Origin of the sequence: Vulgatibacter incomptus, assembly GCF_001263175.1 — a bacterium.
Taxonomy (GTDB): Bacteria; Myxococcota; Myxococcia; order Myxococcales; family Vulgatibacteraceae; genus Vulgatibacter; species Vulgatibacter incomptus.
Window position 1 is genome coordinate 4,174,478 of the sequence record NZ_CP012332.1, and the last position, 21,463, is coordinate 4,195,940.

The following is a 21,463-nucleotide window of genomic DNA, read 5'->3' on the forward strand; positions in this document are numbered from 1 at the left end:
GGAAAAGAACGAGGGCAGCCTGCGTCAACTTCTGTAAACAAGCAGGTTTAGCCGCATGTTCCCATGGGGGTCAACCACTGAAAAGGCCGGGTCCGGGGCCCGCCGATCGGGCTTGTGGGGAAGCGGTCCCGGCCGGCATGGGCCCGCTCCTCGAGCTCACGGCCGCGGGGTGACGGGCCGGAAGGATCCCCCCGCACCGAGGCGTTGGGTATCCTGACGGCTGCCTTCCGAAGGCGGCACGGAGGGAACGAACGAGATGATGCAGCGAATGGTCCGATGGAAGGGGTGGCTCGCAGGGTTGCTGTCCGCCGCGACGTTGGCCGGAGCCCTCACCGCCTTCGCGACTCCGAAAGCGGCCGAGGCCACTCACGCGACGGTCGCGGTCAAGGCGCCCGATCTCCTCTTCAGCGTGGCCCGCAGCAAGAACTCCAACGTCCTCGTCTACGAGCTCCGCGGGGGGAACGGCGCCATCGACGTGAAGGAACCCGTCCGCGCCAAGTGGATCATGCTCGAGAAGGACGGCCACGAGGAAGGCCTCACCAAGCTCGAGCAGAGGGCCTACGGCGTGAAGGTGCTCTCGGCTTCGCCATCGGAGGCGAAGATCGCGCTCGCCGCGCTGCCCGACCGCGAGGTCACGGTCCGCAACGGGCCCGACGGCCCCGAGGCGATCATGGAGATCGACGGCGTCCCTTCCCGGCTCGAGTCGATCTTCGTCGAGAGCAAGGAAGGCATCTTCCCCAAGGTGAAGTGGGTGGACGTCTCCGGCGTCTCGCTCGCCGACGGGTCGGCGGTGACCGAGCGCATCACGCCGTAGCACCGACATCGAGGGCTCGCCGCGGATGCGCCGACAGCGAGCCTTCGTTCGGTCGCGGGCGCCGAGCGGCGATCAGCCCGCGTCCGAGCCCTCCGCATTCTCCAGCCAGCCGCCGCCCAAGGCGCGGTAGAGCGCCGCCACGTTGCTCAGGCGCTCGAGCTGCGTGTCGATCAGCAGCACCTGCGCCTGGTAGAGATCGCGCTGCGCCTCCAGGAACGTCACGTAGCGATCGATGCCCGCCCGGTAGCGCTGGTCGGCCAGCTCGTAGCGGCGCAGGTCGGCCGCGACCCGCACGGTCTGCGACTTGATCCGCTGGTCGATGCTCGTGCGCGCGACCAGCGCGTCCGCCACCTCCCGGAACGCCGCCTGGATCGAGCGCTGGTACCTCTCGACCTCGATCGACTTCGAGATCTCGGTGGCGTTGAGGTTGGCCTTCAGCGCGCCGCCCTGGAAGATCGGGACGGTGATCTTCGGCGTGAAGCTCCAGTTGAAGGCGTTGCCCGTGAAGAGATCGCCGAGATCCACGCTGGCGAAACCCGCGGCGCCGGTGAGGGTGATCGCGGGAAAGAACGCCGCGCGGGCCGCGCCGATCGACGCGTTCGCCGCCATGAGCTGGTGCTCGGCCGCGAGGATGTCGGGCCGGCGCTGCAGGAGGTCCGCAGGGAGCCCCTCGGGGATCTCGGCGAAGACGATCGACTCCTCCAGCGGCCTGGGCTCCGGGAGATCCGACGGGAGCGGCATGCCGACCAGGAAGACGAGCGCATTCTCCGACTGCGCGTGGCGCTGCTCGAAGAACGCCAGGTTGAACCGCGCGGTCTCCACCTGGCTCTCGGAGGTGCGCAGGTCGAGCTCGGAGGCGGTGCCGACCTCGAAGGAGCGCTTCGTGATCGCGAAGGACTGCTCCACGATGTCGAGGGTCTCCTGCGCCAGCACGAGCTGCTCGGCGAGCGCGCGCTCGGAGAAATACGCGCTGGCCACCTGGGACACGAGGGCGAGGTGGACGCTCTTCATGCCCTCCGCCGTGGCGAAGTAGCGCTCCAGCGCCGCGTCGCTCAGCGAGCGGATCCTTCCGAAGAAATCGAGCTCCCAGGCCGTGACGAAAGCGCTCGCCGAGAACTGGTGCCTGGGCGCCGCGTTGGCGCCGGGGATCGCGCCCGTCGGCTCCTGGAGCGTGCTGGAGCCGCCGGCGGAGAGGTTGGGCAGGAGCGGCGCCCTCTGGATCTGGTAGAGCGCCTCCACTCGCTGGACGTCGAGGGCCGCGATGCGGAGATCGCGGTTGTTTTCGAGGGCCAGGGTGAGGAGGGCCTGGAGGCGCGCGTCGCCGAACACGTCCCGCCAGCCCAGCGCGGCGGCGGGCACGCCCGTGACGGGGGCCTCCTCCACCGGAAAGGTCTCGGCCACCGGCGCGTCGGGGCGGGTGTACGCCGGCGCCATCGTGCATCCCCCGGCGAAGGACAGGAGCAGGATCGACGGGACGACCCGGCCAACAAATCTCTCAACCATGGAGGCGCTCCTCCAGCGCGGGAGCCTCGGTGGCCTCCGGCTGCTTCTTCTCGAAGAAGCCGACGACCACCACGAAGAGCACGGGCACGAAGAGCACCGCGAGCACCGTGCCCGAGACCATGCCGCCGATCACGCCGATGCCGATCGCGTTCTGCGCGCCTGCGCCGGCGCTCTTGGAGATCGCCAGCGGCGTCACGCCCAGGATGAACGCCAGCGAGGTCATGAGGATCGGACGCAGGCGCATCCGGGACGCCTCGAGCGTCGCCTGCACGAGGCCCGCGCCCTTGGCGCGCAGCTCCCTGGCGAACTCCACGATCAAGATCGCGTTCTTCGCGGACAGGCCGATGGTCGTGAGCAGGCCGACCTGGAAATAGACGTCGTTTCGCATGCCAAAGAGGAAGGCCGCGGCCAGCGCGCCGATCACGCCCAGGGGCACCACCAGCATCACGGAGAACGGGACCGTCCAGCTCTCGTAGAGGGCGGCGAGGCAGAGGAAGATCACGAGGAGCGAGATCGCGTAGAGCGCCGGCGCCTGGGAGCCGGAGAGACGCTCCTCGTAGGAGAGGCCCGACCACTCGATGCCGTAGCCCTGCGGCAGGTGCGCCGCGAGCTCGGACATCGCGGCCATCGACTCGCCCGAGCTGCGTCCCTGCGGCGTGTCGCCCTGGATCTGCACGGTGGGGAGGCCGTTGAAGCGCTCGAGGCGGGGCGAGCCCCACGTCCATCGCCCGGAGGCGAAGGAGGAGAACGGGACCATCTGGCCCTGGTCGTTGCGGGCGTACCAGCGATCGAGATCGCCGGGCTGCATGCGGAACGGGGCGTCCGCCTGCATGTAGACCTTCTTGACGCGGCCCCGATCGATGAAGTCGTTCACGTAGGCGCCGCCCCACGCCGTGGCGAGGGTCTGGTTGACCGAGGCGAGCGAGAGGCCGAGGGCCGCCGCCTTCTCCCGATCGATGTCGATCTTGTACTGGGTCGAGTCCTCCTGGCCGGAGGGACGTACGCGGGACGCGGCAGGATTCGCGTTCGCCGCCTCGACGAGCTGGTTGCGCGCCGCGATCAAGGCCTGCCGGCCCTGACCGGCCCGATCCAGGAGCTGGAGCTCGAAGCCGGTGCCGGTGCCGAGATCGGAGACGGCAGGAGGCGTGAACGCAAACGCCATCGCCTCCTTGTACTTGGAGAGGGCGATCGCGGCGCGCTGGGCGACCGCCTGCGCTCGTAGCTCGGGTGACTTGCGCTCGGACCAGTCCTTCAGCCGCACGAAGGCGATACCGTTGTTCTGTCCACGCCCGCCGTAGTTGAAGCCCACGATGGCGAGGACCGACTCGACCGATTCCTTCTCGTTCTCGAGGAAGTGGTTCGTGACCTTGTCGAGGACCGCCTTGGTCTGCTCCATGGTGGAGCCCGGCGGGAGCGTCACCATCGCGTTGAGCGTCCCCTGATCCTCGTCGGGCAGGAAGGACGTGGGCAACCGGACCAGCAGGACGCCCATGACCACGACGATCGCGACGTATGCGATCATGGCGCGGCCCCGCATCCCGAGGAGCTTCCCCACCGTGCCGTCGTAGGCCGCCTGGCCACGGTCATAGCCGCGGTTGAACCATCCGAAGAAGCCCTTGCGAGCGCCCCCGTGGTGGCCCGCCTTCAGCATCGTGGCGCAGAGGGCAGGTGTGAACGTCATCGCCACGACGAGTGAGAGGACCATCGAGGAGACGATCGTGATCGAGAACTGCCGGTAGATGGCGCCCACCGAGCCGCCGAAGAAGGCCATCGGCACGAAGACGGCAGAGAGCACCGTGGTCACGCCGAGGAGCGCCGAGGAGATCTGCCCCATCGATCGCTTCGTCGCCTCCTTGGGGGAGAGGCCCTCCTCGCTCATCACGCGCTCGACGTTCTCCACCACCACGATCGCGTCGTCGACCAGGAGGCCGATCGCGAGCACCATGCCGAACATGGTGAGGGTGTTGATGGTGAAGCCGAAGGCGGAGAGAACGCCGAACACGCCCAGCAGCACGACCGGCGCCGCGATCGTGGGGATCAGCGTGGCCCGGAAGTTCTGCAGGAAGAGGAACATCACCAGGAAGACGAGGATGATGGCTTCGAAGAGCGTGTGGACCACGCTCTCGATCGACAGGCGCACGAAGGGCGTCGTGTCCGTCGAGATCTCGGTCTTCATGCCCGGCGGAAAGAACGCGGACAGCTCATCGACCTTGGCGCGGACCGCCTTCGCGGTGTCGAGCGCGTTGGCGCCGGTGGCGAGCTTCACGCCGAGCGAGGCCGCCGGCATGTTGTTGTAGTAGGAGTCGGTGTCGGCGTTCTCGCCGGTGAGCTCCACCCGCGCCACATCGCCCACGCGCACCTGCGCGCCGTCGCGGTTCACCCGCAGGAGGATGTTGCGGAACTCCTCCGGGGACGTGAGGCGGCTCTGGGCGGTGATGGTGGCGTTGAACGAGGTGCCGGGGAGGGAGGGGGCGCCGCCGAGCTGGCCCGCCGAGATCTGCGTGTTCTGTGAGCGGATCGCGTTGGCGACGTCGTCCGGCGTCAGGCCAAAGGCGGTGAGCTTGTCCGGGTCGAGCCAGATCTTCATCGCGTAGGGAGCGCCGAAGAGCTGGGTCTCGCCCACGCCCGGGACGCGCGCGATCTGGTCGACCACGTTGGAGGCGACGTAGTCGGAGATGTCGTTCCGCTTGAGGCTCCCGTCCTCCGAGATGAAGGTGAAGATCTGGATGAAGTTTCGGGAGGTCTTGAAGACGGTGACGCCCTGGCGCTTCACCTCCTCCGGCAGCAGCGGCTCGGCGCTGGAGACCTTGTTCTGCACCTGCACCTGGGCGATGTCGGGGTTCACCCAGGGCTCGAAGGTGACGGAGATGTTCACCATGCCGGAGCTGAGGCTCTCGGACTTGAAGTAGCGCAGGCCGTCGATGCCGTTGAGCTTCTGCTCGATCACCTGGGTGACGGTGTTCTCGAGGGTCTGCGCGTCGGCGCCCGGGTAGACCGCGCGGACGCCGATCTCCGGCGGCGCGATGGCCGGGTACTGCGCCACGGGCAGCTTGAGGATCGCGAGGCCGCCCGCGAGCATGATCAGGATGGCGATCACCCACGCGAAGATCGGGCGATCGATGAAGAATCTGGCCACGGATACTCCCGGTTACAGCTTGGGAAACATGTGGAGCTATTCGCGCGGAGCGGCGCCAACCGCAGGGACGGCGATCACCTGGCGGCCGGGGCGCACCTTCTGGACTCCTTCGACGATCACGCGATCGCCGGGGGAGAGCCCCTCGGTCACCTGCCACTTGTCGCCGATGGCGCGAGGCGCCTCCACCGGGCGGAGCTCGACCTTGTCCTCGGCGCCCACGACCATCACGGTCGCCTTGCCCTGGGAATCACGGCGCACCGCCACCTGCGGGACGAGGAGCGCCTCGGGCGTGGTGCCCTCCTCGAGCCTCGCGCGTACGAACATCCCGGGGAGCAGCTCCTTCCTCGGGTTGGGAAAGAGCGCCCGCAGCGTGATCGAGCCGGTGCCGGGGTTCACGGTGACGCCGGAGAACTGGAGCGTGCCCATCTCGGAGTAGGTGGTCCCGTCCTCGAGGATCAGGCGCACCTTGGCGCCGCCCTCGGTGCGGACGAGCTCGCCGCTCTCGAGCCGGCGCTGCAGCCGAAGCCCTTCGGCGCTCGACTGGGTCAGGTCGACGTAGATCGGATCGAGCTGCTGCACGGTGGCCATCAAGGTGGCCTGCCCCTGCTGGACGTAGGCGCCCTCGGTCACCTCGGAGCGGCCGATCCGCCCGGCGATGGGCGAGTCGACCCGGGTGTAGCCGAGGTTGATCCGGGCCGCCTGCACCGCAGCCTGCCCGGCCGCCACGTCGGCGAGCGCGGCCTTCTGTGCGGCGACGGCGTTGTCGTACTCCTGCTTGCTCACCGCGTTGGAGTCGAGGAGGCCGGCGTATCGCTCGGCGAGGAGCTTGCTGGACTCCGCGCTGGCCCGGGCACGCGCCAGGCTCGCCTCGGCGCTCGCGAGGGTGGCCTGGTAGGGGAGGGCGTCGATCTTGAAGAGCGACTGACCCTCCTTCACGTCGCCGCCTTCCTCGAAGAGGCGCTGGAGGACGATGCCGTTCACCCGCGCGCGCACCTCGGCGATGCGGAAGGGCGCCGTGCGGCCGGGGAGCTCGCGGAGCTGGGTCACGGGCTCCACCGCGAGGGTCAGCACGCCGACCTCTACGGGGCCCGGTGCCGGGGGAGGGGCGCTCCCGGCCCCGCAGGCGGAGGCGATTAGGGCGGACAGGAGGAGGCCGGGAACTGGCAGGTGCTTCAACGTTTTCACCACCAAGGGCTCGTTCATCGCGGCTGGTCACTAACGGACGACCCGTTGACGGTCAAGACTGAACGGTTTAGTTCACTCATCTTCACACGGTCCGGGCGGTGCGATGAGCGAAGTGCGTGCGAGGCAGTCCGATCGATCCCTCGCGAAGCGCGAACAGATCCTGGACGGTGCGGTGAGCGTCTTTCGCGAAGTGGGATACGAGCGGGCGAGCGTGGACTCGATCGCCGCCCGCGCCGGGGTCTCGAAGGCGACCATCTACAACCACTTCCGGGACAAGTCGGCGCTCTTCCTCGCAACGGTCGAGCTGGAGAACCGGGAGATCCGCGGTAAGTTCCTCGCCCTCCTCGAGACGCCCACCGGCGACATCCAGGCGGACCTGCGCCGGATCGGCGAGCTGCTCGCCCGCCTGGTCACGTCGCCGAGCAACGTGCTCCGGCACCGCATCGTGACCGCGGAGGCGGGACGGTTCCCGGAGCTCGGCCGCTCGCTCTACGAATGCAGCATCCTCGCCGCCCGGCGTAGGATGGCGACCTTCTTCGAGAGGGCGGCGGCTCTCGGCCTACTGGAGGTCCCAGAGCCCATGCACGCGGCGATCGACTTCGGCGCCCTCTGCGTCGAGAACCCGCTGCGGATGCTGCTGCTCGGGGTCGAGGAGGAGGCCACGGAGGAGATGATCGCCAGGGAAGTGGAGCGCGCGGTCCGCACCTTCCTGCGTGCCTACCGGCCCTCCTGACGGGGACGAGCCGGCAGGACGAGCGCCAAGCCGAGGAGCAGAGCGAGCAGAGCGTCGCCGCCCGTTCCGCTTCCGGACGCGCAGCCGCAAATGACGACGTCGTCGTCCCAGACACGGTCTTCGGGATACCACGGATCATCCGATCCTCCGGTGCCCCCAGTGTCTCCGTCCCGGTCCGGGATGTCCGTTCCCCCCGAGCCTCCGCTCCCTCCCGCCTCCGTCCCGAGGCCGGGTGGCGGCAGCGTCTTGCACGCGCCGAGTCCGTGCTCCAGCGCGCCTTGGGTCGGGTTCTCCGGTCGCGTGCGGCCGCAATAGTCGTCGGTGACGTCGGGGTGTGCGGCAGCGCTCCCCACGCTCGCCGAGGGGTCCTCGAACGGCCACAGGTCTCCGTGTGCCGGATCCCTGTACCAGCGGTCGAAAAACCCCGGCGGCACGTTCAGGTTCGGACCGTCGACGTGGCTCGCACCGTCGCGGTCGCGGATCCTCCCCGAGAGGAGGTTGCCGTGGGCGAGGCCGGTCGTCGTGTCGAAGTGGAAGTCGATCCCGCTCGTCGCCACCAGCGTGTTGAACAGCAGCTTCGTGTCCGCGGCGCGGTTCAGGTAGATGCCCACGTCCGAGCAGCTCGCGACGATGTTGTTGCGCATCGTGCCGCCGCGGTGTTCCACGTCGCAGCGGACGTCCGCGTCGAAGGCCGGCGCGCAGAACTGCGGCGCGGTACCGCCGCCGCCGAACGAGAGGCCGACGCGCGTGCCGCTCTGGCTGCCGGAGGTGCTGCACACCACGAGGTTCCGCTCGAAGAGCCCGTCCTCGCCGCCGCTCTTCATGAACGCGGCGTAGCTGGTCCGGTTGCCGCCGGCCTTCTCGAAGTCGTGGAGGTAGGAGCCTTGCACGATCCAGCTCCGGCCGCTGTCGATGTTAAGCTTCGTCACGGGGTTCGAGGTCCGCCGGGGCTCCGTGTCGAAGATCTCGCAGCCCACGATCTGCCCGTCGTTCGGCTGCACCCACCGGCCATCCACCAGAGCGGCGTTCACCTTGAGCTGGGCGTTGAAGTCACGGACCCGGCTCGCGCGCAGCACGAAGCCGTGGGCCTCGCCGACGACGTGGAACGCGTGCTCGCAGTCCGAGTGGTCCGCGCATACGCCCGAGATGTCGAGGCCCTCGAAGTGCCAGTGTGCTCCGCTGACCTTGAAGCCCTCGACGCCGTCGAACTCGATATGGGCGCCGAGGGGCTCGGCGGACCGCACGAGGATGGGCGCGTCGGGCGTCCCCGCCGCAGAGCAGCTCACGCCCGAGAGCCGGTACGTCCCGGTGGCGAGCACGATCTCGTCGCCAGCCTTCGCGGCTCTCGCTGCGTCGACGAGACCCGCGGCGTCGTGGACGTGGATCTCGTCGGCGACGGCGCCGAATGCGACAAGTGAGACGACGATTGACGCCGAGACGGCGAGGAGGCGGAGAGGACCCATGGGCTCATCCTAACTCGACGGATGGCTTTGGGACTCGAGGTTCCCTCGATTGGCCGCCGTTTACGGCCACTTGTCCGCCCAGACGAGCGAGAGGAAGCGAACGGAGCCCGTGCAGCTCGCGGCCTGGTACGCGGAGCGGTTCGAGATCGTCCAGTCTCCGTCATGGATGATCACGCCGGACTCGAAGGTCTTGAGGGTGTCGCCGGTACCGGACAGCGCCGCCACTGCATTCATGGTGCAGAAGGCGTCGTCCTGCACGTTGCACTGCATGGCGAATCGCAGCGACGGGCCTCCCGCCGGGAGGGGATCGAGCTTCTCGCCGGCGACCTCTCCGTTCCGGTAGAACATCGCCGAGAGCCCCCTGCCGTTTGCCCCGCGGATGATCGTCCAGTCCCGGGTCTGCTCCAGCGTTACCGTCGAGTCGACGGCGTAGTTCCCGAGGACGCCGGGCCACTGGATCCTCACGAATTGGCTGTCGGCGGTCGCCAGGCGGATCACGGTCATGTTGTTTTCGTAGCCGAGGACCCTGGCACTGGAGGAGTAGCCCTCTGGCAGCGTGGGGAAGACGCCGACCTGGAACACGTCCTGGAACAGGTTCATGCTGATGGCGTTCCTCGACTGCTCATCCGAGCACCTGTCGGGCTTAACCTCGGTCCACGTCATGTCCGGAACGTCGCCGCCCGAGCCGGCTTGGCCGCCGCCGGCGCCCGCTTCGCCCTCCTTGCCGCCGGTGCCACCGCCCGGATCGTTCCCGCCGGATCCGCCAATGCCTCCGGGCCCGCACCCGTCCCCTGTCTCGCATACCGTGTCGGTGCTGCCGCAGCCCACTGTGAGCGCCGCGAAACAAACCAACGGAACCAACAGAACCGTAACCTTCATGACTGGAACTCCAAGGAGCCGGGGGCGATCCGACTCTACCGGAGCGCAAACGCGCCGTGCATCCCGATTTCGCGAGCCGAGCGCGGGTCCGTTGGAATTCCTGGGTCGATTGGCGGCTCAATCCATCGATGGCGCTATACTGACCCGGACCAAAATCGAAAATCTCTCCCGAATGGAGAAACGATGAAGACCGAGCCGGCCACGAATCCCCACGAGAACGCCCTGCGGGAGATCGCGCTCTCGTATCCCGAGGCGTACGAGGAGTTTCCCTGGGGTGAGCGCGCGATCAAGGTGCGCAAGAAGGTCTTCGTGTTCCTGGGATCCGGCAGCGAGAGCTTTGGGATCAGCGTCAAGCTGCCGGTGTCCGCCGAGGCCGCGCTCTCGCTTCCCTTCGCCGAGCCGACGCACTACGGGCTCGGCAAGTCTGGCTGGGTGACCGCGAGGTTCCCCGCAGGCGAGACGCCGCCGTTGCCAATCCTGCGCGCCTGGATCGAGGAGAGCTTCCGCGCCATCGCGCCGAAGACCCTGGTCGCCCACCTGGACGGTGCCGCTCCCGCTCCCAAGCGCGCGCCACGGTCCACCGCACCTAAGGTAGCCAAGTCACCGGCCCGCTCCACCGCGACGAAGGTCGCCGCGAAGGGCGGCGCATCCGCGGCCCGCTCCACGTCCACGAAGCCCGCATCTGGGGCCCGATCTACGAGAGGTGCCACGAAGGGCACCTCCGAGAAGGCCAAGCCGAAGCGCGCCTGAAAGACATGCCACCCGCCCCACGAGCCAGCGGGGCGGGGGCCTTGCTCGAAGCTCAATCCCGGAAGTCGTTCACGTCCTTGAGAGCGAAGCCCGCAGTGTCCTCCCACGGCAGACGCGTGGGCAGGCGCTGGATCTCGGCCTTCAGGCGCCGGATCACGGCCCCGTCGCTCCGTCCTGCCTCGATCTCGAGGGCGACCGTGAGGACGTCGCTCCACAGCACCCGCACGAATCGCTCGCCGTCGGCGGTCTCGAGCCACCGAGCGCCCGCCACCTTGGAGGCAGCGCCCGACGGCTTTAGGCTGGCGAGGTCCCTGGCGTCGATGAGCCGTGCGAGCTCGCTCCACACCGGGTAGAAGCCGACGGAGTCGTACTCGGTCGGCACCACGTCGACGAGCTCCTTGTGGTCGGGGAGCACGAACTGGAGGCGCCCATCCTCTCCCGCGCCCTTGGTGAAGAGGCGGGTGGCGGTGCTCCAGTCGTGCACGTGCCGATCCGGCCCGTGGTCGTCGTGATGCAGCGCGACGCGCGGGTCGAGCACGCGCTCCACCCAGACCCGCCCGTCGGCGCGCAGCACGCGCTCCTGGAAGCGCGCGCTCTGCGTGACCCCGTCGGGCCGCACCACCTTCTCCTCGTGGGTGACGAGGAGCGAGAGCGGGGGCTCGCTCGAGCCGGTAGGAGCAGGATGGATCCGGTCGTTGGAGCACGCCGCAGCCGTCAGCGCCAGCGCGAGCAGAAGGAAGGTGCGACCCGAAGGAGTCAGCATGGTTACAGCTCCGCCGCGTTCATGAGGATGTCGAAGACCCTCGTGTTGTCCAGGGTGCCCTTGAACCGCTCCGCGCCGGCGCCTCCCGCCATGAGCATGACGTCGCCGCCGCCGTGGGTCTCGCCGCCGGCGCCCGTCCGCACGGCGGAGATGTGCGTGAAGTTCTTGTCGAGGAGGTTCAGGGTGTCCGTAGCGGTGCGGACCAGCGGGCGGTTCGGGCCGGTGCCGAAGACGAGGGTCGGGTAGGGGTAGCCGTCCGCGTCGACGAGGGGGGCGCCGGTCTCGGGGTCGCGGACGACGTCGAGGACGTGGGTGCCCTGGCCGCGCTGGCCGTAGCCGTTCATGGTCATGGTGTGGTCGTGATCGGCGGTGACGACGATCAGCGTGTCACGCAGGTCCACCAGATCCATCGCGGCCTTGATGGCGGAGTCGAAAGCCAGCGTGTCGACGAGCGCCTTCTGCGCCTTGGTGTCGTGGAGAGCGTGGTCGATGCGGCCACCCTCGACCATGAGGAAGAAGCCCTGGCCGGTGCCGGCGGAGGCCTTCTTCAGCACCTCGATCGCCTTCACCGTCATCTCGGCGAGGCTGGGCTCGGCGGCCGGATCCCTGTCGATCTCGTAGCTCATGTGGCTCGTCTTGGAGAAGAGACCGAGGAGCTTGGTGGTCGAGGCGGGGAGGCCGCGGAGGCCGGCTCCGTTGTTCACGTAGGAGTAGCCCGCAGCCTGCATCTCACCGACCAGGTTGCGCCCGTCGGGGCGGCCGGTGGGGTTGGCTGCGTCGGCGGCGACCCAGTGGTTGGCGCCGCCGCCGAGGAGCACGTCGACGCCGTTGCCGAGGGCCGTGTTGTAGCCCGCGCCGCCGGGTGCCGCCTGGGCGGAGATGTCGTAGGCGAGGTTGCGGTTGCAGATATGGGAGTAGGTCGCGGCCGGCGTGGCGTGCGTGAGCTCCGTGGTGGTGACGACGCCCACCGCCTTGCCCGCCGCCTTGGCGTGCTCGAGGAACGTCGGCACCGGCGTGCCGTTGCCGGTGGGGGCGCAGTGACCGTCGGCCTCGATCCGCGAGACGGTCTCGGAGGTCATCGAGAGCACCTCGTTGCGCATCTTCACGCCCGTCATGTACGCGGCCATGGAGGGAGCGCTGTCGGTGGTCTGCGCGTCGAGGGAGAAGGTCTTGATGCGGGCAGTGCGCGGAAGCTGCTCCATCGAGAGCTTGCCGGCCTCGCCGTAGCCGTAGATGCGGCTCGCGGTGACGGTGGTGGGGCCCATGCCGTCGCCCAGGAAGAAGATGACGTTCTTCGCCGGGGCGGCGGCGGCAGGGGACGCGGCCAACAGGAGGGCCGCGAGGACGGAAACCTTGATGCTCATTTGAGAGTCCTTTCCAAGCCTAGAGCTTGGTGGCCTTGCGGAGGAGTCCGAAGACCTCCGTGTTGGTCATGAAGCCGTGGAAGAGGTCGGAGCCGAATCCCGCCGCGTGGATCGCGACGTCGGTGCCGCCGTGCGTCTCGGAGCCCGAGGGCATGCGGATCGCCGCCTCCTGCAGGTAGTTGTCGGCGCTGGTGACGTCGTCCGTGAGGAGCGGCGCGTTGAGGCGCGAGCCGACGATGCGGTTCGGGCCGTTGCCGAAGGCGAGGATCGTGTACGGCATGCCGTCGGCGTCACGGGTGGGCTGGCCCATCGTGCTACCGGCGTAGTTCTTCACCAGGCCGAGGACGCCCGCGTTGCCCGGCTGCGTCTTGCCGGTGCGCTGCGCGTAGCCCTGGTGGACCATCGTGTGGTCGTGGTCGGCGGTGACGACGATCAGCGTGTGCTCGAGGTTCGGGTCGGTCTTCTTCACCTCTTCGATGACCGCGGCGATGGCCTCGTCGAAGGCGATGGTGTCCTTCAGCGCCCTCTTGGCGTTGGTGTCGTGGAGGGCGTGGTCGATGCGGCCGCCTTCGACCATCAGGAAGAAGCCCTTCGGATTCTGCTGGAGGATCTTCACCGCCTTGGTCGACATCTCCGCGAGGCTGGGCTCGCTGGCGGGACGGTCGAGCTCGTAGGACATGTGGCTGCCGTGGAACAGGCCGAGCACCTTCTGCGAGGGGCCGGTCAGCGGGATCGCGGCGAGCTCGGAGGTGGTGGCGGCGTAGCCGTAGCCCTTGGACTTGAGCTCCTCCACGAGGTTCCGCCCGTCGGGGCGGCCGACGAACTTGGAGCGGCCGCCGCCGAAGACGACCTCGAGGCCGTTGCCGAGGGCCGAGTTCCAGCCGAAGCCGCCGGGGACGAGCTGCCGCGCGATGGTGTCCTCGTCGTCGCGGTCGTTGATGTGCGAGTAGGTCGCGGCCGGCGTCGCGTGCGTGACCCGCGTGGTGGTGACGACGCCGGAAGACCAGCCCGCCGCCTCTGCCCACTCGAGCAGGGTGGGCACTGCACGGCCCTCGCCGCCGACGGTCGTCTCCGGGGTCATCGCGATCACGCCGTTGTTGCCCTTGATGCCCGTCATGTACGCGGCCATCGAGGGCGCGCTGTCGGTGACGCGGGAGTCCCGCGAGTAGGTCCGGACGAAGCCGGTCTCGGGGAGGCGATCGATGTTGAGGTCGCCGTCCTCGCCGTGGGCGAAGATGCGGGCCGCCGTCAGGACCGGGATGCCCATGCCGTCGCCGAGGAAGAAGATCACGCGGTTCGCGTGGGGAGCGCCGTTTTCGATGGCCTGGTCGTAGCCCGACGTCAGCTTGCCGGGACCGGGATCCGTGGAGGGCTCGACGACGCCGGAGTCTCCCTGGTCGCCCTTGTCTCCCTTGTCGCCGGGAGTGCCCTTGTCGCCAGGAGCGCCCTTGTCACCGGGAGCGCCCTTGTCTCCCTTGTCGCCCTTCTCGCCAGGAGCGCCCTTGTCGCCGTTGTCGCCCTTCGGGCCGACCTCGCCGATTTGACCGTCCACGCCAGCGATGCCCTGAGGACCTTCGCAGCCGAGGGAGGCGAAGCTGCCGAGGGCCAGGACCGCGCTCGCGGCCAGCCCCTTGAAACGGGAAGAATCCAAGTCCTACCTCCGATATGTCGTGCCCACGACGATGCAGGCACGGGGCGCATCCTGGGGGCGTCGTGTGGCCGTCTCGGGGGCGGCTCGTAACGATTCGGAGACCGGGTCGGGCGGCGTGTCGCGGGGGCGTCTCAATGCCGTCGGCCGGCTGCCGACTTCACGCGAGCGCGCCCACGAGCCTCGTGAGGAGCTCCTCGACCGGAAACTCGATCAAGAGGAGGGGCACCATCGGGAGGACCAGCGCCAGGGCGACGAGCAGGATCTCGCGCTTTCCAAAGGGAACCGCGCGGGTCTCGTCGAGTCCGCCGTACGCGTTCTGGATGTCGGCGAGCGATTGGATGTCCGACGTTCCCAGGAGCCCCTCGGTGTCGCCGCTCTCGATCCACTTCTGCTGGAAGAGGCGGTCGTAGTCGATCCCGAGGGCGCCGTACTGCGCGTGCCCCGCGAACCGCGCCGCGACAAGCTGCGCGTAGAAGACGAGGAGGGGCCCCAGGGCCAAGAGCTCTCCCGCGATCACGAGGACGATGATCTCGGGACCGAAGGACCGCAGGTGCGTTCCCTCGGCCAACATGATTCCGGCGAAGGTCCCGGCGATCACCGCGCTGGAGCCGAAGAGGACGAGGCTGAACGCCATGCTCGGTCCGACGAGGAAGGCCAGGCCCGCGGCCCGGTCGGGATGCATCGGGAGGAGGCGCAGCGGGAACCGGGAGAGCTTCCAGAGCAGGTGCGCCCAGACCGCCCAGCGCCAGATCCAACGAAAGAGCAGGAAGAGGAAGACGGGAAACGCGACGGACCCGTACCAAATGAGGCCAGCCGAGATTCCGACCGAGACGTAGCCGAACAGTCCCGCCTGTCCGTTCCAGATCGTGAGCTGCCCGATCCCGATGGCGATGACGAGCAGGACAATCTCCGCCGCCACCGAGTCCCTCAACCGAGCCGACCGCCTCACCATCGCGCGGAGGGCATCGTGCTGCTCAGGGGCCACCAGCCGTCCATCGAGGATCCGGCCGATGCACACCGAGGTTCGCGTCGCGAAGATCGCCTCGGCCTCCAGATACGCGGGGATCGCGACGAGCAGCCGTATATGAACGCCGGGGGCGCGAAAGATCGGGTCGAGATGTCCCGTCGCGGCGAGGACGACGAGCTCGAGGGCGACGAAGGGAAGCCACGTCAATCCGACGAAGGCCGAGACGGTCCTCCTGCCGTCGTGGGCGTCGTGACGCCGCAGCCCGACCTGCTCCAGGAGCCGGTCGAGCGGGCTGCGACACGGCAACCAGCCACTCTCTTCAGCCGCCACGTCCACCCCATCCGGGCTTCCTTCGACTCACTGAGCGCAGCCGATCCGGTGATCGGCGTCAATCTGCTCAGCGGGATGAGCGAATGGGACCGGACATGGCCCGCTATCGGGTCGCGTCGAGCTCGAGGTGGAGGAGGGCGCCGAGCTTCGTGAGCATCTTCGCGTCGTTTCCGAGCGCTTGTCCCGCGCAGCCAGTCGTTGAGGCGGCGCACTGTGCCTTCGGGCCGCATCGCGAAACGGAGAGCCGCTGGATTCAGGTGACGGGACCGGGCATGGACCGCCGTGGTAGAGGTCCGGTCGATGCTGCGCCGCACCGCTCGCCTGCACCGGATCGCCGGGCTCGCCCTCCTCGCACCGTTGCTCGCGTGGACGGCCACCGGGCTGCTCTTCCTCGTAAAGCCGGGGTGGGGCGGCGCGTACGAGCTCCTCGATCCATTCGGCGATGGGGCGCTGGATCCGAGCGAGTTGCTCCCGCTCGCCGCAATCCAGGAAGCGCAAGGTGCGACTGCGGTCGAGCTTCGTGCGTCTGCGCTCGGCCCTCTTTTCCGCATCCACCGCCGCGACCAGGTCGTGTTGGTGCATGCGCAGACCGGCACCGTGCTCTCGCCCCTCGACGGGCGCGCGGTCGAGGCGATCGCGCGAGATGCGGCGAGTCGCTCTACGGCGGCCGATCGCTACGGAGAGGTCAGGTCGGCTGATCTCACTGCGAGTGACGGAGTCGTTCGCTTCGCCGGGGGCGCAGTGGTCCGAGTCGGTCGCCACGATCTCGCCCTGGCACAGAGCGGTCCCGACACCGCTTGGATCGACCGGCTCTACGAGCTGCACTACCTGCGCTGGACCGGGATCGAGGCACTCGATCGTGCCCTCGCGATAGCCGCCATAGGTGGGACGTGGATGCTCGCGTTCGCGGGAGTCTTCCTGCTCCGTCGCAAGCGAGCGTCGCCGCAGCCGGCGTTGCGTTAGGGGCCTTTGCGGCTACGCGGCGCGTACGAGCGATGGGGCGCGGAAGACCCGAAACGCCGTCACGATCCCGAGCAGGCCCGGAACGATCACGACGAGATAGGCCACGCCGATGCTTCCGTGCTGGGACCACCCAAGCGCGTGCGTCCAGTCGACGGCGGCGCTCGCGAATCCGGCGCCCATCGCGATGCCGACGTTCTCCGCGAAATTCAGCGACGAGGACGCCCGCCCTTCCTGGCCTGCCGGCGCGAGCCCGAGGACGATCACCGACAGGGTGGGGTAGACGAGGCCCATCCCCAGCGCGCCCAGCGCCCAGAAGGCCATCACCGCAGCGATCGGCAACGTCGAGGTCAGGACGCCCGCCGCCATGCCGATGACTCCGATCGCCGTCACCAGGAAGCCGCCGATCACGCGGAGCCGTCGGCCCTCGCTCCCGAACATCGCGTCGAGGCGCGCCGAGAGCCAGGTCCCGCCGAACCACGTGCACGCCGCTGCAGACAGCGCGAGCCCCGCGCCGCCGGGCGAGAGCCCCCGGAGCGAGGTGAGGCCGAGTGGAAGGAACGCCTCCGCGCCGAAGTAGCAGAAGCAGAGCAGCCCTCGGGTCAGCAGGCCCGCAGGCAGGCCCGGCGCCGCGAGCAGCGTTCCCGAGGGGAGGAGGTGCCGCGCGGCGGCGACGGCGAGCCCGATCCCCGCGATCAGGAGAGCGGCGCCGTGCCACCCGCGGCCCTGAAGGCCAGCGAGGAGGAGCCCTACGCCCGCCGCGAGCTGCACCGCGCGGACGAGGACGTGAGGATCGAGGCGCGCGCCCGTCGCGCCTCCGAGCTTGCGCAGCGAAGGCAGCATCAGCGCGGCTGCCGCCAGCAGCAGCGGGACGAGGCCGACGAAGACGTAGCGCCAGCTCCAGCGATCGGCGAGCACACCGGCGACCGCAGGCCCGACGAGCGCGGGCACCACCCAGGCGCTCGAGATCAGCGCGAGCACCCGCGCCCGCAGCCGCTCCGGGAAACCGAGGCGGACGGTGAGGTAGCCCGTCGTCATCACCGCGCCGCCGCCCAACCCCTGCAGCGCCCGGCCGACCACGAACATGGGCCAGCTCGTCGCGAGGCCCGCGACCAGAAGGCCCGCCGCCGCGACGACGAGGCCCGCTGCGAACGGAGCGCTCGGCCCTCGAGCGTCGGCCGCCTGCCCGGTCGCGATCGTCCCCACCACGTTCGCCAACATGAAGGCGCTGAAGGCCCAGCCGTAGCCGCCCAGTCCCCCCAGATAGTTCGAGGCGACCGGCATGATCGTCGCCACCGACATCGCCTCGAAGGCGACCAGCGAGACGCTCATCACCACGCCAATGCAGAGCGCGGCACGCCCCGAGCCGAACATGCTCTCCCGTTCTTCGCCAGCGACCAAACTCACGACGCTCGTCTAACCCGGTCGGCCTCGCGAGGCCAGAAGAGCTCGATCTCGAGGGAGCGGTCGACCGCGCGCCCGCGCCCTCTGGCGAGCGCAGGTTTCCGGGGAGCGACACGGCGCGCTCTACGTCCTCGGTATCTATTCGGCCGAGGTGCTTCGGCTGGACGGGATCGATCCCTCCGGGAGAGCCGGGAGGCGGGAGACGAACGAAATCACCGCCTCCACATCCTCGGGTTGCAGGGCGTGAGGACCTTCGCGCTCTTTCCACTCCGGCGCCCATCCCTGCGAAACGAGCGTGTTTCGCAAGGTCTGCATCGTCGGGTATTGCCACTCGTCCCCACGCGCGGCGAGCAGAAGCGTCGGCATCGGGCGCATGCCGTCAAATGAGAACTTTTCGGGAGCTCCAGCCTGCGCCACGACGAGACCCGAGATCTCGGGACCGTGTCCGGCAAGCCGCATCGCCATGAAGCCGCCGTTGGAGAAGCCGGCCAGCACGGTGGGTATGGGCCTGCTGCGCGCGGCGACCTCCTCGAGGTCGGATTGGATCCGCGAGATCAGCATCTCGGTCTCCCGTATTTGGTTGGGAGCGATCGGCCAGCACCACCAGTCCGCGAATTTCGGATTCCAGGTGCACCCGCCGAAGGTGCCGATCGGCGCGAGGACGGCGATGCCGCGCTCGAACGCTCGATTTGCGACCAACGCGCCTTCCTTTCGAGCCCACGATGAAAGGCCTGTCATCCCATGCAGGTAGACGACCATCTTCTCGGCGTCGGGCGGGAGGGCGAGACAGCTTCCACTCCCGAGCGTCTCGAACGGTGGAGGGCACGGAGCGAGTACCCCTTCATCGGAGCCGGAATAGGTGGCGTAGGCCGCGACCGCGATGACGGCGATCAGCGCACCGAGCCCAAGCAGAAGCCGTGCCTTTTTCGACGGGCGGGAGCGATTCGCCGGGGCCGGCGAATTCGTATCGGACATGTCGAAGCTCCTATCGCGAGCGCTCGGGAGCACGATCAAGCTGGCGGCGTAACCTCTATTGAGCGCCAGCGACAGTCTGCCCGTTTTCAGCTGGTCAGGCGTAGGTGGTTTCCTCGTTGAGTCCAAGCCGCTCGCGCCACATGGCTTCGAGCGCCGCCAAGTCATCCTCCGGCACCTCGCCGGGCCGATCGGGATGGGGCTCGAGCTCGTCGAGAATCTCGAAGGCGAAGGCATCGGCGCCGTCCCGAAGCCAATCGCCCTGCAGGGCCTTCAGCGGGTGGTTGCCCAGCACGAGCTGGAAGCGGTGTCGGTTCAGGTTTCCCTGCAGGTGCGGGCTCCAGCCGAGGAGCGTGCGGCCCGAGGGAAGGTGGCGGATGGCGTAGACGCCCATCCTCGGTCGAAAGCCTTTGTAGGCCCGGGTTTCGTTCGTCGGCATCGCGCTTCTCCCTGCCATTATTTCTACCCGGGTGTTTCGCCTCCTGTCAATTTTGCCTGGGTAATATTGAGCGGGCGAAGTTCGGCTCCCGGATCGGGCCACCGCAGCTCCGCGATCGTCCTCATTTGGCGAGCTTGCTGAGGACATCGCGGTCCTCTCGCATCATTCGTTCCGCGGCATCCATCTGCTCGGCGAAATCCGGATCGAACGGCGTGAGCTCAATGCCGCGCGGCGTCTCGACCAGATAGAGATGGCCGCCTTGCTCGACTCGAAGTCGCTCAAGGACCTCGCGGGGGAGGATCACGCCGATCGAGTTGCCTACCGGTACGAGCGTGAGGTTCATAGGCACGTGATGACCTCGTGAGCGGGTGAGGAGTTGGTTCGAACGTACTATCTCTCGAACGGTGGAGGCACAATCGAGCGGCGCGGGCCGTCGCGGCGTCGTCCATTCGCCAATCCGTCCGATTGCCTTCCCTACTCGAGCCCAACGGACCGATCCGGTCGTCTCCAGCCGACGGAATCATAGCCCTCGCGCCCACTCCGGCCGGAGCTTGAGCTCGCCCGACAGCGCGCGGTCGATCGTGGCGACGATTCGCTCCCGATCCGCCGGCAGCCTCCCAGCGAGCGGCAGGTAGTTCGACGCGTGGTTCGTGCGGAAGAGCGCGTCGGTGGGCCGCGCCTGCGACACCATCACCCGAAGCTCGCCGAGCATCTGCGCCACGGTCGGGAGCTCGAAGCGGTCGCTCGCCTCGAGCTTCGCGAGCGGCGTGCCGGGCACGACCGTCAGCGTGAGCATGGAAACGAAGGCCGGATCCATCTCGGTGATCAGCGCCGCCGATTGCTCCGCGTGCTCGCGGCTCCGCTCCAGGCCGCCGACCCCGAGGAGGAAGATCGCCGAGAGCGGGATGCCGGCAGCGCGGGCGCGGCGCCCGGCCTCTGCGTGTTCCGCGAACGTCGCGCCTTTGGCGATGCGCTTCGACGTCACGTCGTCGCCCGACTCCGGGCCGATGTAGAGCTGTGTGAGGCCCAGGTGTCGCAGCCGCTCGAGCTCCTCGACGCTCTTCTCGTTCAGGTTCATCGCCGTCGCGTACGCGCTCACCCGCCGAAGCCGCGGGAAGGCGTCGCGGCACGCCGCGAGGATCGCCTCCCAGTGGTCGAGGTCCATCCCGAGCGCGTCTCCGTCCGCCACGAAGACCTTCTCCACCTCGCGGCCCAGCGCCGCTCCCGCCGCGCGCACGTCCAGCAGCGTCTCGTCCAGATCCCGCACCCGGTACTTCTTCTCGCGGTACATGTCGCAGTACGTGCAGTGGTTCCACGAGCAGCCGATCGTGGCCTGCAGGATGTACGCGTCGGCCTCGCTGGGGGGTCGGTAGATCTTCCCTTCGTAGCGCATGGCCGGAACCTACCCGCGGCGTGCCTTGGCGGCGAGGGCGATCTCGATCCACGGAGTTGGCTCTTTCGCCACGGCGATGGGGCAGGGACCCGCAACCGCTACAGCTAGAGCGAGCTATTCAAACTGGTGGTGCTACGCTCGCGGAAGGAGGGAACATGCCCCATGTCATCGAGATTCGCCGAGGCCCGACCGTCGAGTACCCGCGCATCTGCCCTTACTGCGAGTCCCGGCCGACAGGCACGTCGATCGAGCACGAGTATAAGTCGCTGAAGGAGTGGGGACCCTTCGGACCGATATACGAATCCTCGTACTTCCGGCTGCCGGCTTGCACCTCGTGCGTCCAGCTTCTCCGGCGCATGAAGATCTCGAGCTGGGTTCTCGGCGTGGGACCCTTCGCTGCGGTGATCGTCGCTGCGATCTGGGCCCCAAACCTCGAATCTATCGCCTGGTGGTCGATGCTCGGGATCCCGCTCGGAATCGCCGTGTGGCTGTGGAGGGCAAGCCGCCGTCGGCGCTTCCGCGTCGGTAAGGTCTCCCAGGCGTTGTACTCCTACTGCTCCCACTCCGCCCGGTACGCCCGCGACTTCGCCGAGCTCAACGGCGGAACCAAGCCGCGGTGGCGCTGGCTCATTTTCCGTTGGCGATGAGAGCACCCTTCCGACGGATGTCTTCCAGGTTGCGATCCGGACCTCGCGACGGAGTTGTTGCCGGTGCGCCGGAACGCTCGCTCCCTTGCTCAGATAAGGGTTCTGGTCTC

19 protein-coding genes are annotated in these 21,463 nt (G+C 68.5%); 5 read left to right on the plus strand and 14 right to left on the minus strand.

From position 1 onward, the window contains the following. Positions 1 to 268 precede the first annotated feature (268 nt). Entirely contained in the window at positions 269 to 814 is a 546-nt protein-coding gene (locus AKJ08_RS17480) for a DUF4833 domain-containing protein (RefSeq protein ID WP_169788867.1), read from the plus strand. A 72-nt stretch (positions 815 to 886) separates the two neighbouring features. On the opposite strand, the gene AKJ08_RS17485 is transcribed toward AKJ08_RS17480, so the two are convergent. Genes AKJ08_RS17485 through AKJ08_RS17495 form a run of 3 tightly spaced genes read right to left on the minus strand, consistent with a single transcriptional unit; the run spans position 887 to position 6,638 of the window. Next, a complete protein-coding gene (locus tag AKJ08_RS17485; protein WP_050727250.1) occupies positions 887 to 2,317 on the minus strand; it encodes an efflux transporter outer membrane subunit in 1,431 nt (476 codons plus the stop codon). Further along, positions 2,310 to 5,453, minus strand: a complete 3,144-nt coding sequence (locus AKJ08_RS17490; protein WP_050727251.1) for an efflux RND transporter permease subunit — start codon at positions 5,451 to 5,453, stop codon at positions 2,310 to 2,312. The genes AKJ08_RS17485 and AKJ08_RS17490 overlap by 8 nt, the downstream gene beginning before the upstream one ends. 36 nt (positions 5,454 to 5,489) lie before the next feature. Further along, positions 5,490 to 6,638 (minus strand): efflux RND transporter periplasmic adaptor subunit, encoded by a 1,149-nt coding sequence (locus AKJ08_RS17495; protein WP_276202178.1) that lies wholly within the window; start codon positions 6,636 to 6,638, stop codon positions 5,490 to 5,492. Positions 6,639 to 6,741: 103 nt separating this feature from the next. Between AKJ08_RS17495 and AKJ08_RS17500 the strand changes: the two genes are divergently transcribed. Beyond that, entirely contained in the window at positions 6,742 to 7,371 is a 630-nt protein-coding gene (locus AKJ08_RS17500; RefSeq protein WP_082343320.1) for a TetR/AcrR family transcriptional regulator, read from the plus strand. On the opposite strand, the gene AKJ08_RS17505 is transcribed toward AKJ08_RS17500, so the two are convergent. Both AKJ08_RS17505 and AKJ08_RS17510 read right to left on the minus strand, forming a co-directional pair. Next, complete coding sequence (locus AKJ08_RS17505; protein WP_050727254.1) at positions 7,356 to 8,834, minus strand: polysaccharide lyase domain-containing protein; 1,479 nt, start codon at positions 8,832 to 8,834, stop codon at positions 7,356 to 7,358. The genes AKJ08_RS17500 and AKJ08_RS17505 overlap by 16 nt on opposite strands. A gap of 60 nt (positions 8,835 to 8,894) precedes the next feature. Beyond that, complete coding sequence (locus tag AKJ08_RS17510; protein WP_157370796.1) at positions 8,895 to 9,713, minus strand: hypothetical protein; 819 nt, start codon at positions 9,711 to 9,713, stop codon at positions 8,895 to 8,897. Between the two features lie 183 nt (positions 9,714 to 9,896). Between AKJ08_RS17510 and AKJ08_RS17515 the strand changes: the two genes are divergently transcribed. Beyond that, entirely contained in the window at positions 9,897 to 10,463 is a 567-nt protein-coding gene (locus AKJ08_RS17515; protein ID WP_082343321.1) for an MmcQ/YjbR family DNA-binding protein, read from the plus strand. Positions 10,464 to 10,515: 52 nt separating this feature from the next. Here the strand turns inward: AKJ08_RS17515 and AKJ08_RS17520 are convergent, their stop codons facing one another. The 4 genes from AKJ08_RS17520 to AKJ08_RS17535 form a co-directional block, all read right to left on the minus strand. Then, complete coding sequence (locus AKJ08_RS17520; RefSeq protein ID WP_050727256.1) at positions 10,516 to 11,226, minus strand: hypothetical protein; 711 nt, start codon at positions 11,224 to 11,226, stop codon at positions 10,516 to 10,518. Between the two features lie 2 nt (positions 11,227 to 11,228). Further along, the gene (locus AKJ08_RS17525; RefSeq protein ID WP_050727257.1) at positions 11,229 to 12,590 is read right to left on the minus strand and encodes an alkaline phosphatase; all 1,362 of its coding nucleotides are present in this window, start codon (positions 12,588 to 12,590) and stop codon (positions 11,229 to 11,231) included. A 19-nt stretch (positions 12,591 to 12,609) separates the two neighbouring features. Continuing rightward, the gene (locus tag AKJ08_RS17530; protein ID WP_082343322.1) at positions 12,610 to 14,241 is read right to left on the minus strand and encodes an alkaline phosphatase; all 1,632 of its coding nucleotides are present in this window, start codon (positions 14,239 to 14,241) and stop codon (positions 12,610 to 12,612) included. 157 nt (positions 14,242 to 14,398) lie between these two features. Further along, positions 14,399 to 15,514, minus strand: coding sequence for a hypothetical protein (locus AKJ08_RS17535; RefSeq protein ID WP_157370797.1), 1,116 nt, complete (start codon positions 15,512 to 15,514; stop codon positions 14,399 to 14,401). A gap of 324 nt (positions 15,515 to 15,838) precedes the next feature. Here AKJ08_RS17535 and AKJ08_RS17540 point away from each other — a divergent pair, with 324 nt between their 5' ends. Continuing rightward, positions 15,839 to 16,501: a hypothetical protein gene (locus AKJ08_RS17540; protein WP_157370798.1), complete on the plus strand. Its 663-nt coding sequence runs from the start codon at positions 15,839 to 15,841 to the stop codon at positions 16,499 to 16,501. Between the two features lie 12 nt (positions 16,502 to 16,513). On the opposite strand, the gene AKJ08_RS17545 is transcribed toward AKJ08_RS17540, so the two are convergent. The 5 genes from AKJ08_RS17545 to AKJ08_RS17565 form a co-directional block, all read right to left on the minus strand. Next, positions 16,514 to 17,872, minus strand: coding sequence for an MFS transporter (locus AKJ08_RS17545; RefSeq protein WP_050727260.1), 1,359 nt, complete (start codon positions 17,870 to 17,872; stop codon positions 16,514 to 16,516). A gap of 168 nt (positions 17,873 to 18,040) precedes the next feature. Continuing rightward, on the minus strand, positions 18,041 to 18,877 hold the full coding sequence (locus AKJ08_RS17550) for an alpha/beta hydrolase (RefSeq protein ID WP_050727261.1): 837 nt from the start codon (positions 18,875 to 18,877) through the stop codon (positions 18,041 to 18,043). A 94-nt stretch (positions 18,878 to 18,971) separates the two neighbouring features. Next, positions 18,972 to 19,313, minus strand: coding sequence for a GIY-YIG nuclease family protein (locus AKJ08_RS17555; protein WP_157370800.1), 342 nt, complete (start codon positions 19,311 to 19,313; stop codon positions 18,972 to 18,974). 121 nt (positions 19,314 to 19,434) lie between these two features. Beyond that, entirely contained in the window at positions 19,435 to 19,656 is a 222-nt protein-coding gene (locus AKJ08_RS17560; RefSeq protein WP_050727263.1) for an AbrB/MazE/SpoVT family DNA-binding domain-containing protein, read from the minus strand. A gap of 177 nt (positions 19,657 to 19,833) precedes the next feature. After that, entirely contained in the window at positions 19,834 to 20,706 is an 873-nt protein-coding gene (locus tag AKJ08_RS17565) for a radical SAM protein (RefSeq protein WP_050727264.1), read from the minus strand. A 155-nt stretch (positions 20,707 to 20,861) separates the two neighbouring features. On the opposite strand from AKJ08_RS17565, the gene AKJ08_RS17570 reads away from it, so the two are divergent. After that, complete coding sequence (locus AKJ08_RS17570; protein ID WP_050727265.1) at positions 20,862 to 21,353, plus strand: hypothetical protein; 492 nt, start codon at positions 20,862 to 20,864, stop codon at positions 21,351 to 21,353. Positions 21,354 to 21,463: the final 110 nt, after the last annotated feature.

Coding starts and splice junctions, on each gene's coding strand:
- AKJ08_RS17480 (WP_169788867.1), top strand. CDS start 269: ATGGTCCGATGGAAGGGGTGGCTCGCAGGGTTGCTGTCCGCCGCGACG.
- AKJ08_RS17485 (WP_050727250.1), bottom strand. CDS start 2,317: ATGGTTGAGAGATTTGTTGGCCGGGTCGTCCCGTCGATCCTGCTCCTG.
- AKJ08_RS17500 (WP_082343320.1), top strand. CDS start 6,742: ATGAGCGAAGTGCGTGCGAGGCAGTCCGATCGATCCCTCGCGAAGCGC.
- AKJ08_RS17505 (WP_050727254.1), bottom strand. CDS start 8,834: ATGGGTCCTCTCCGCCTCCTCGCCGTCTCGGCGTCAATCGTCGTCTCA.
- AKJ08_RS17510 (WP_157370796.1), bottom strand. CDS start 9,713: ATGAAGGTTACGGTTCTGTTGGTTCCGTTGGTTTGTTTCGCGGCGCTC.
- AKJ08_RS17515 (WP_082343321.1), top strand. CDS start 9,897: ATGAAGACCGAGCCGGCCACGAATCCCCACGAGAACGCCCTGCGGGAG.
- AKJ08_RS17520 (WP_050727256.1), bottom strand. CDS start 11,226: ATGCTGACTCCTTCGGGTCGCACCTTCCTTCTGCTCGCGCTGGCGCTG.
- AKJ08_RS17525 (WP_050727257.1), bottom strand. CDS start 12,590: ATGAGCATCAAGGTTTCCGTCCTCGCGGCCCTCCTGTTGGCCGCGTCC.
- AKJ08_RS17540 (WP_157370798.1), top strand. CDS start 15,839: ATGCTGCGCCGCACCGCTCGCCTGCACCGGATCGCCGGGCTCGCCCTC.
- AKJ08_RS17545 (WP_050727260.1), bottom strand. CDS start 17,872: ATGTTCGGCTCGGGGCGTGCCGCGCTCTGCATTGGCGTGGTGATGAGC.
- AKJ08_RS17550 (WP_050727261.1), bottom strand. CDS start 18,877: ATGTCCGATACGAATTCGCCGGCCCCGGCGAATCGCTCCCGCCCGTCG.
- AKJ08_RS17555 (WP_157370800.1), bottom strand. CDS start 19,313: ATGCCGACGAACGAAACCCGGGCCTACAAAGGCTTTCGACCGAGGATG.
- AKJ08_RS17560 (WP_050727263.1), bottom strand. CDS start 19,656: ATGAACCTCACGCTCGTACCGGTAGGCAACTCGATCGGCGTGATCCTC.
- AKJ08_RS17565 (WP_050727264.1), bottom strand. CDS start 20,706: ATGCGCTACGAAGGGAAGATCTACCGACCCCCCAGCGAGGCCGACGCG.
- AKJ08_RS17570 (WP_050727265.1), top strand. CDS start 20,862: ATGCCCCATGTCATCGAGATTCGCCGAGGCCCGACCGTCGAGTACCCG.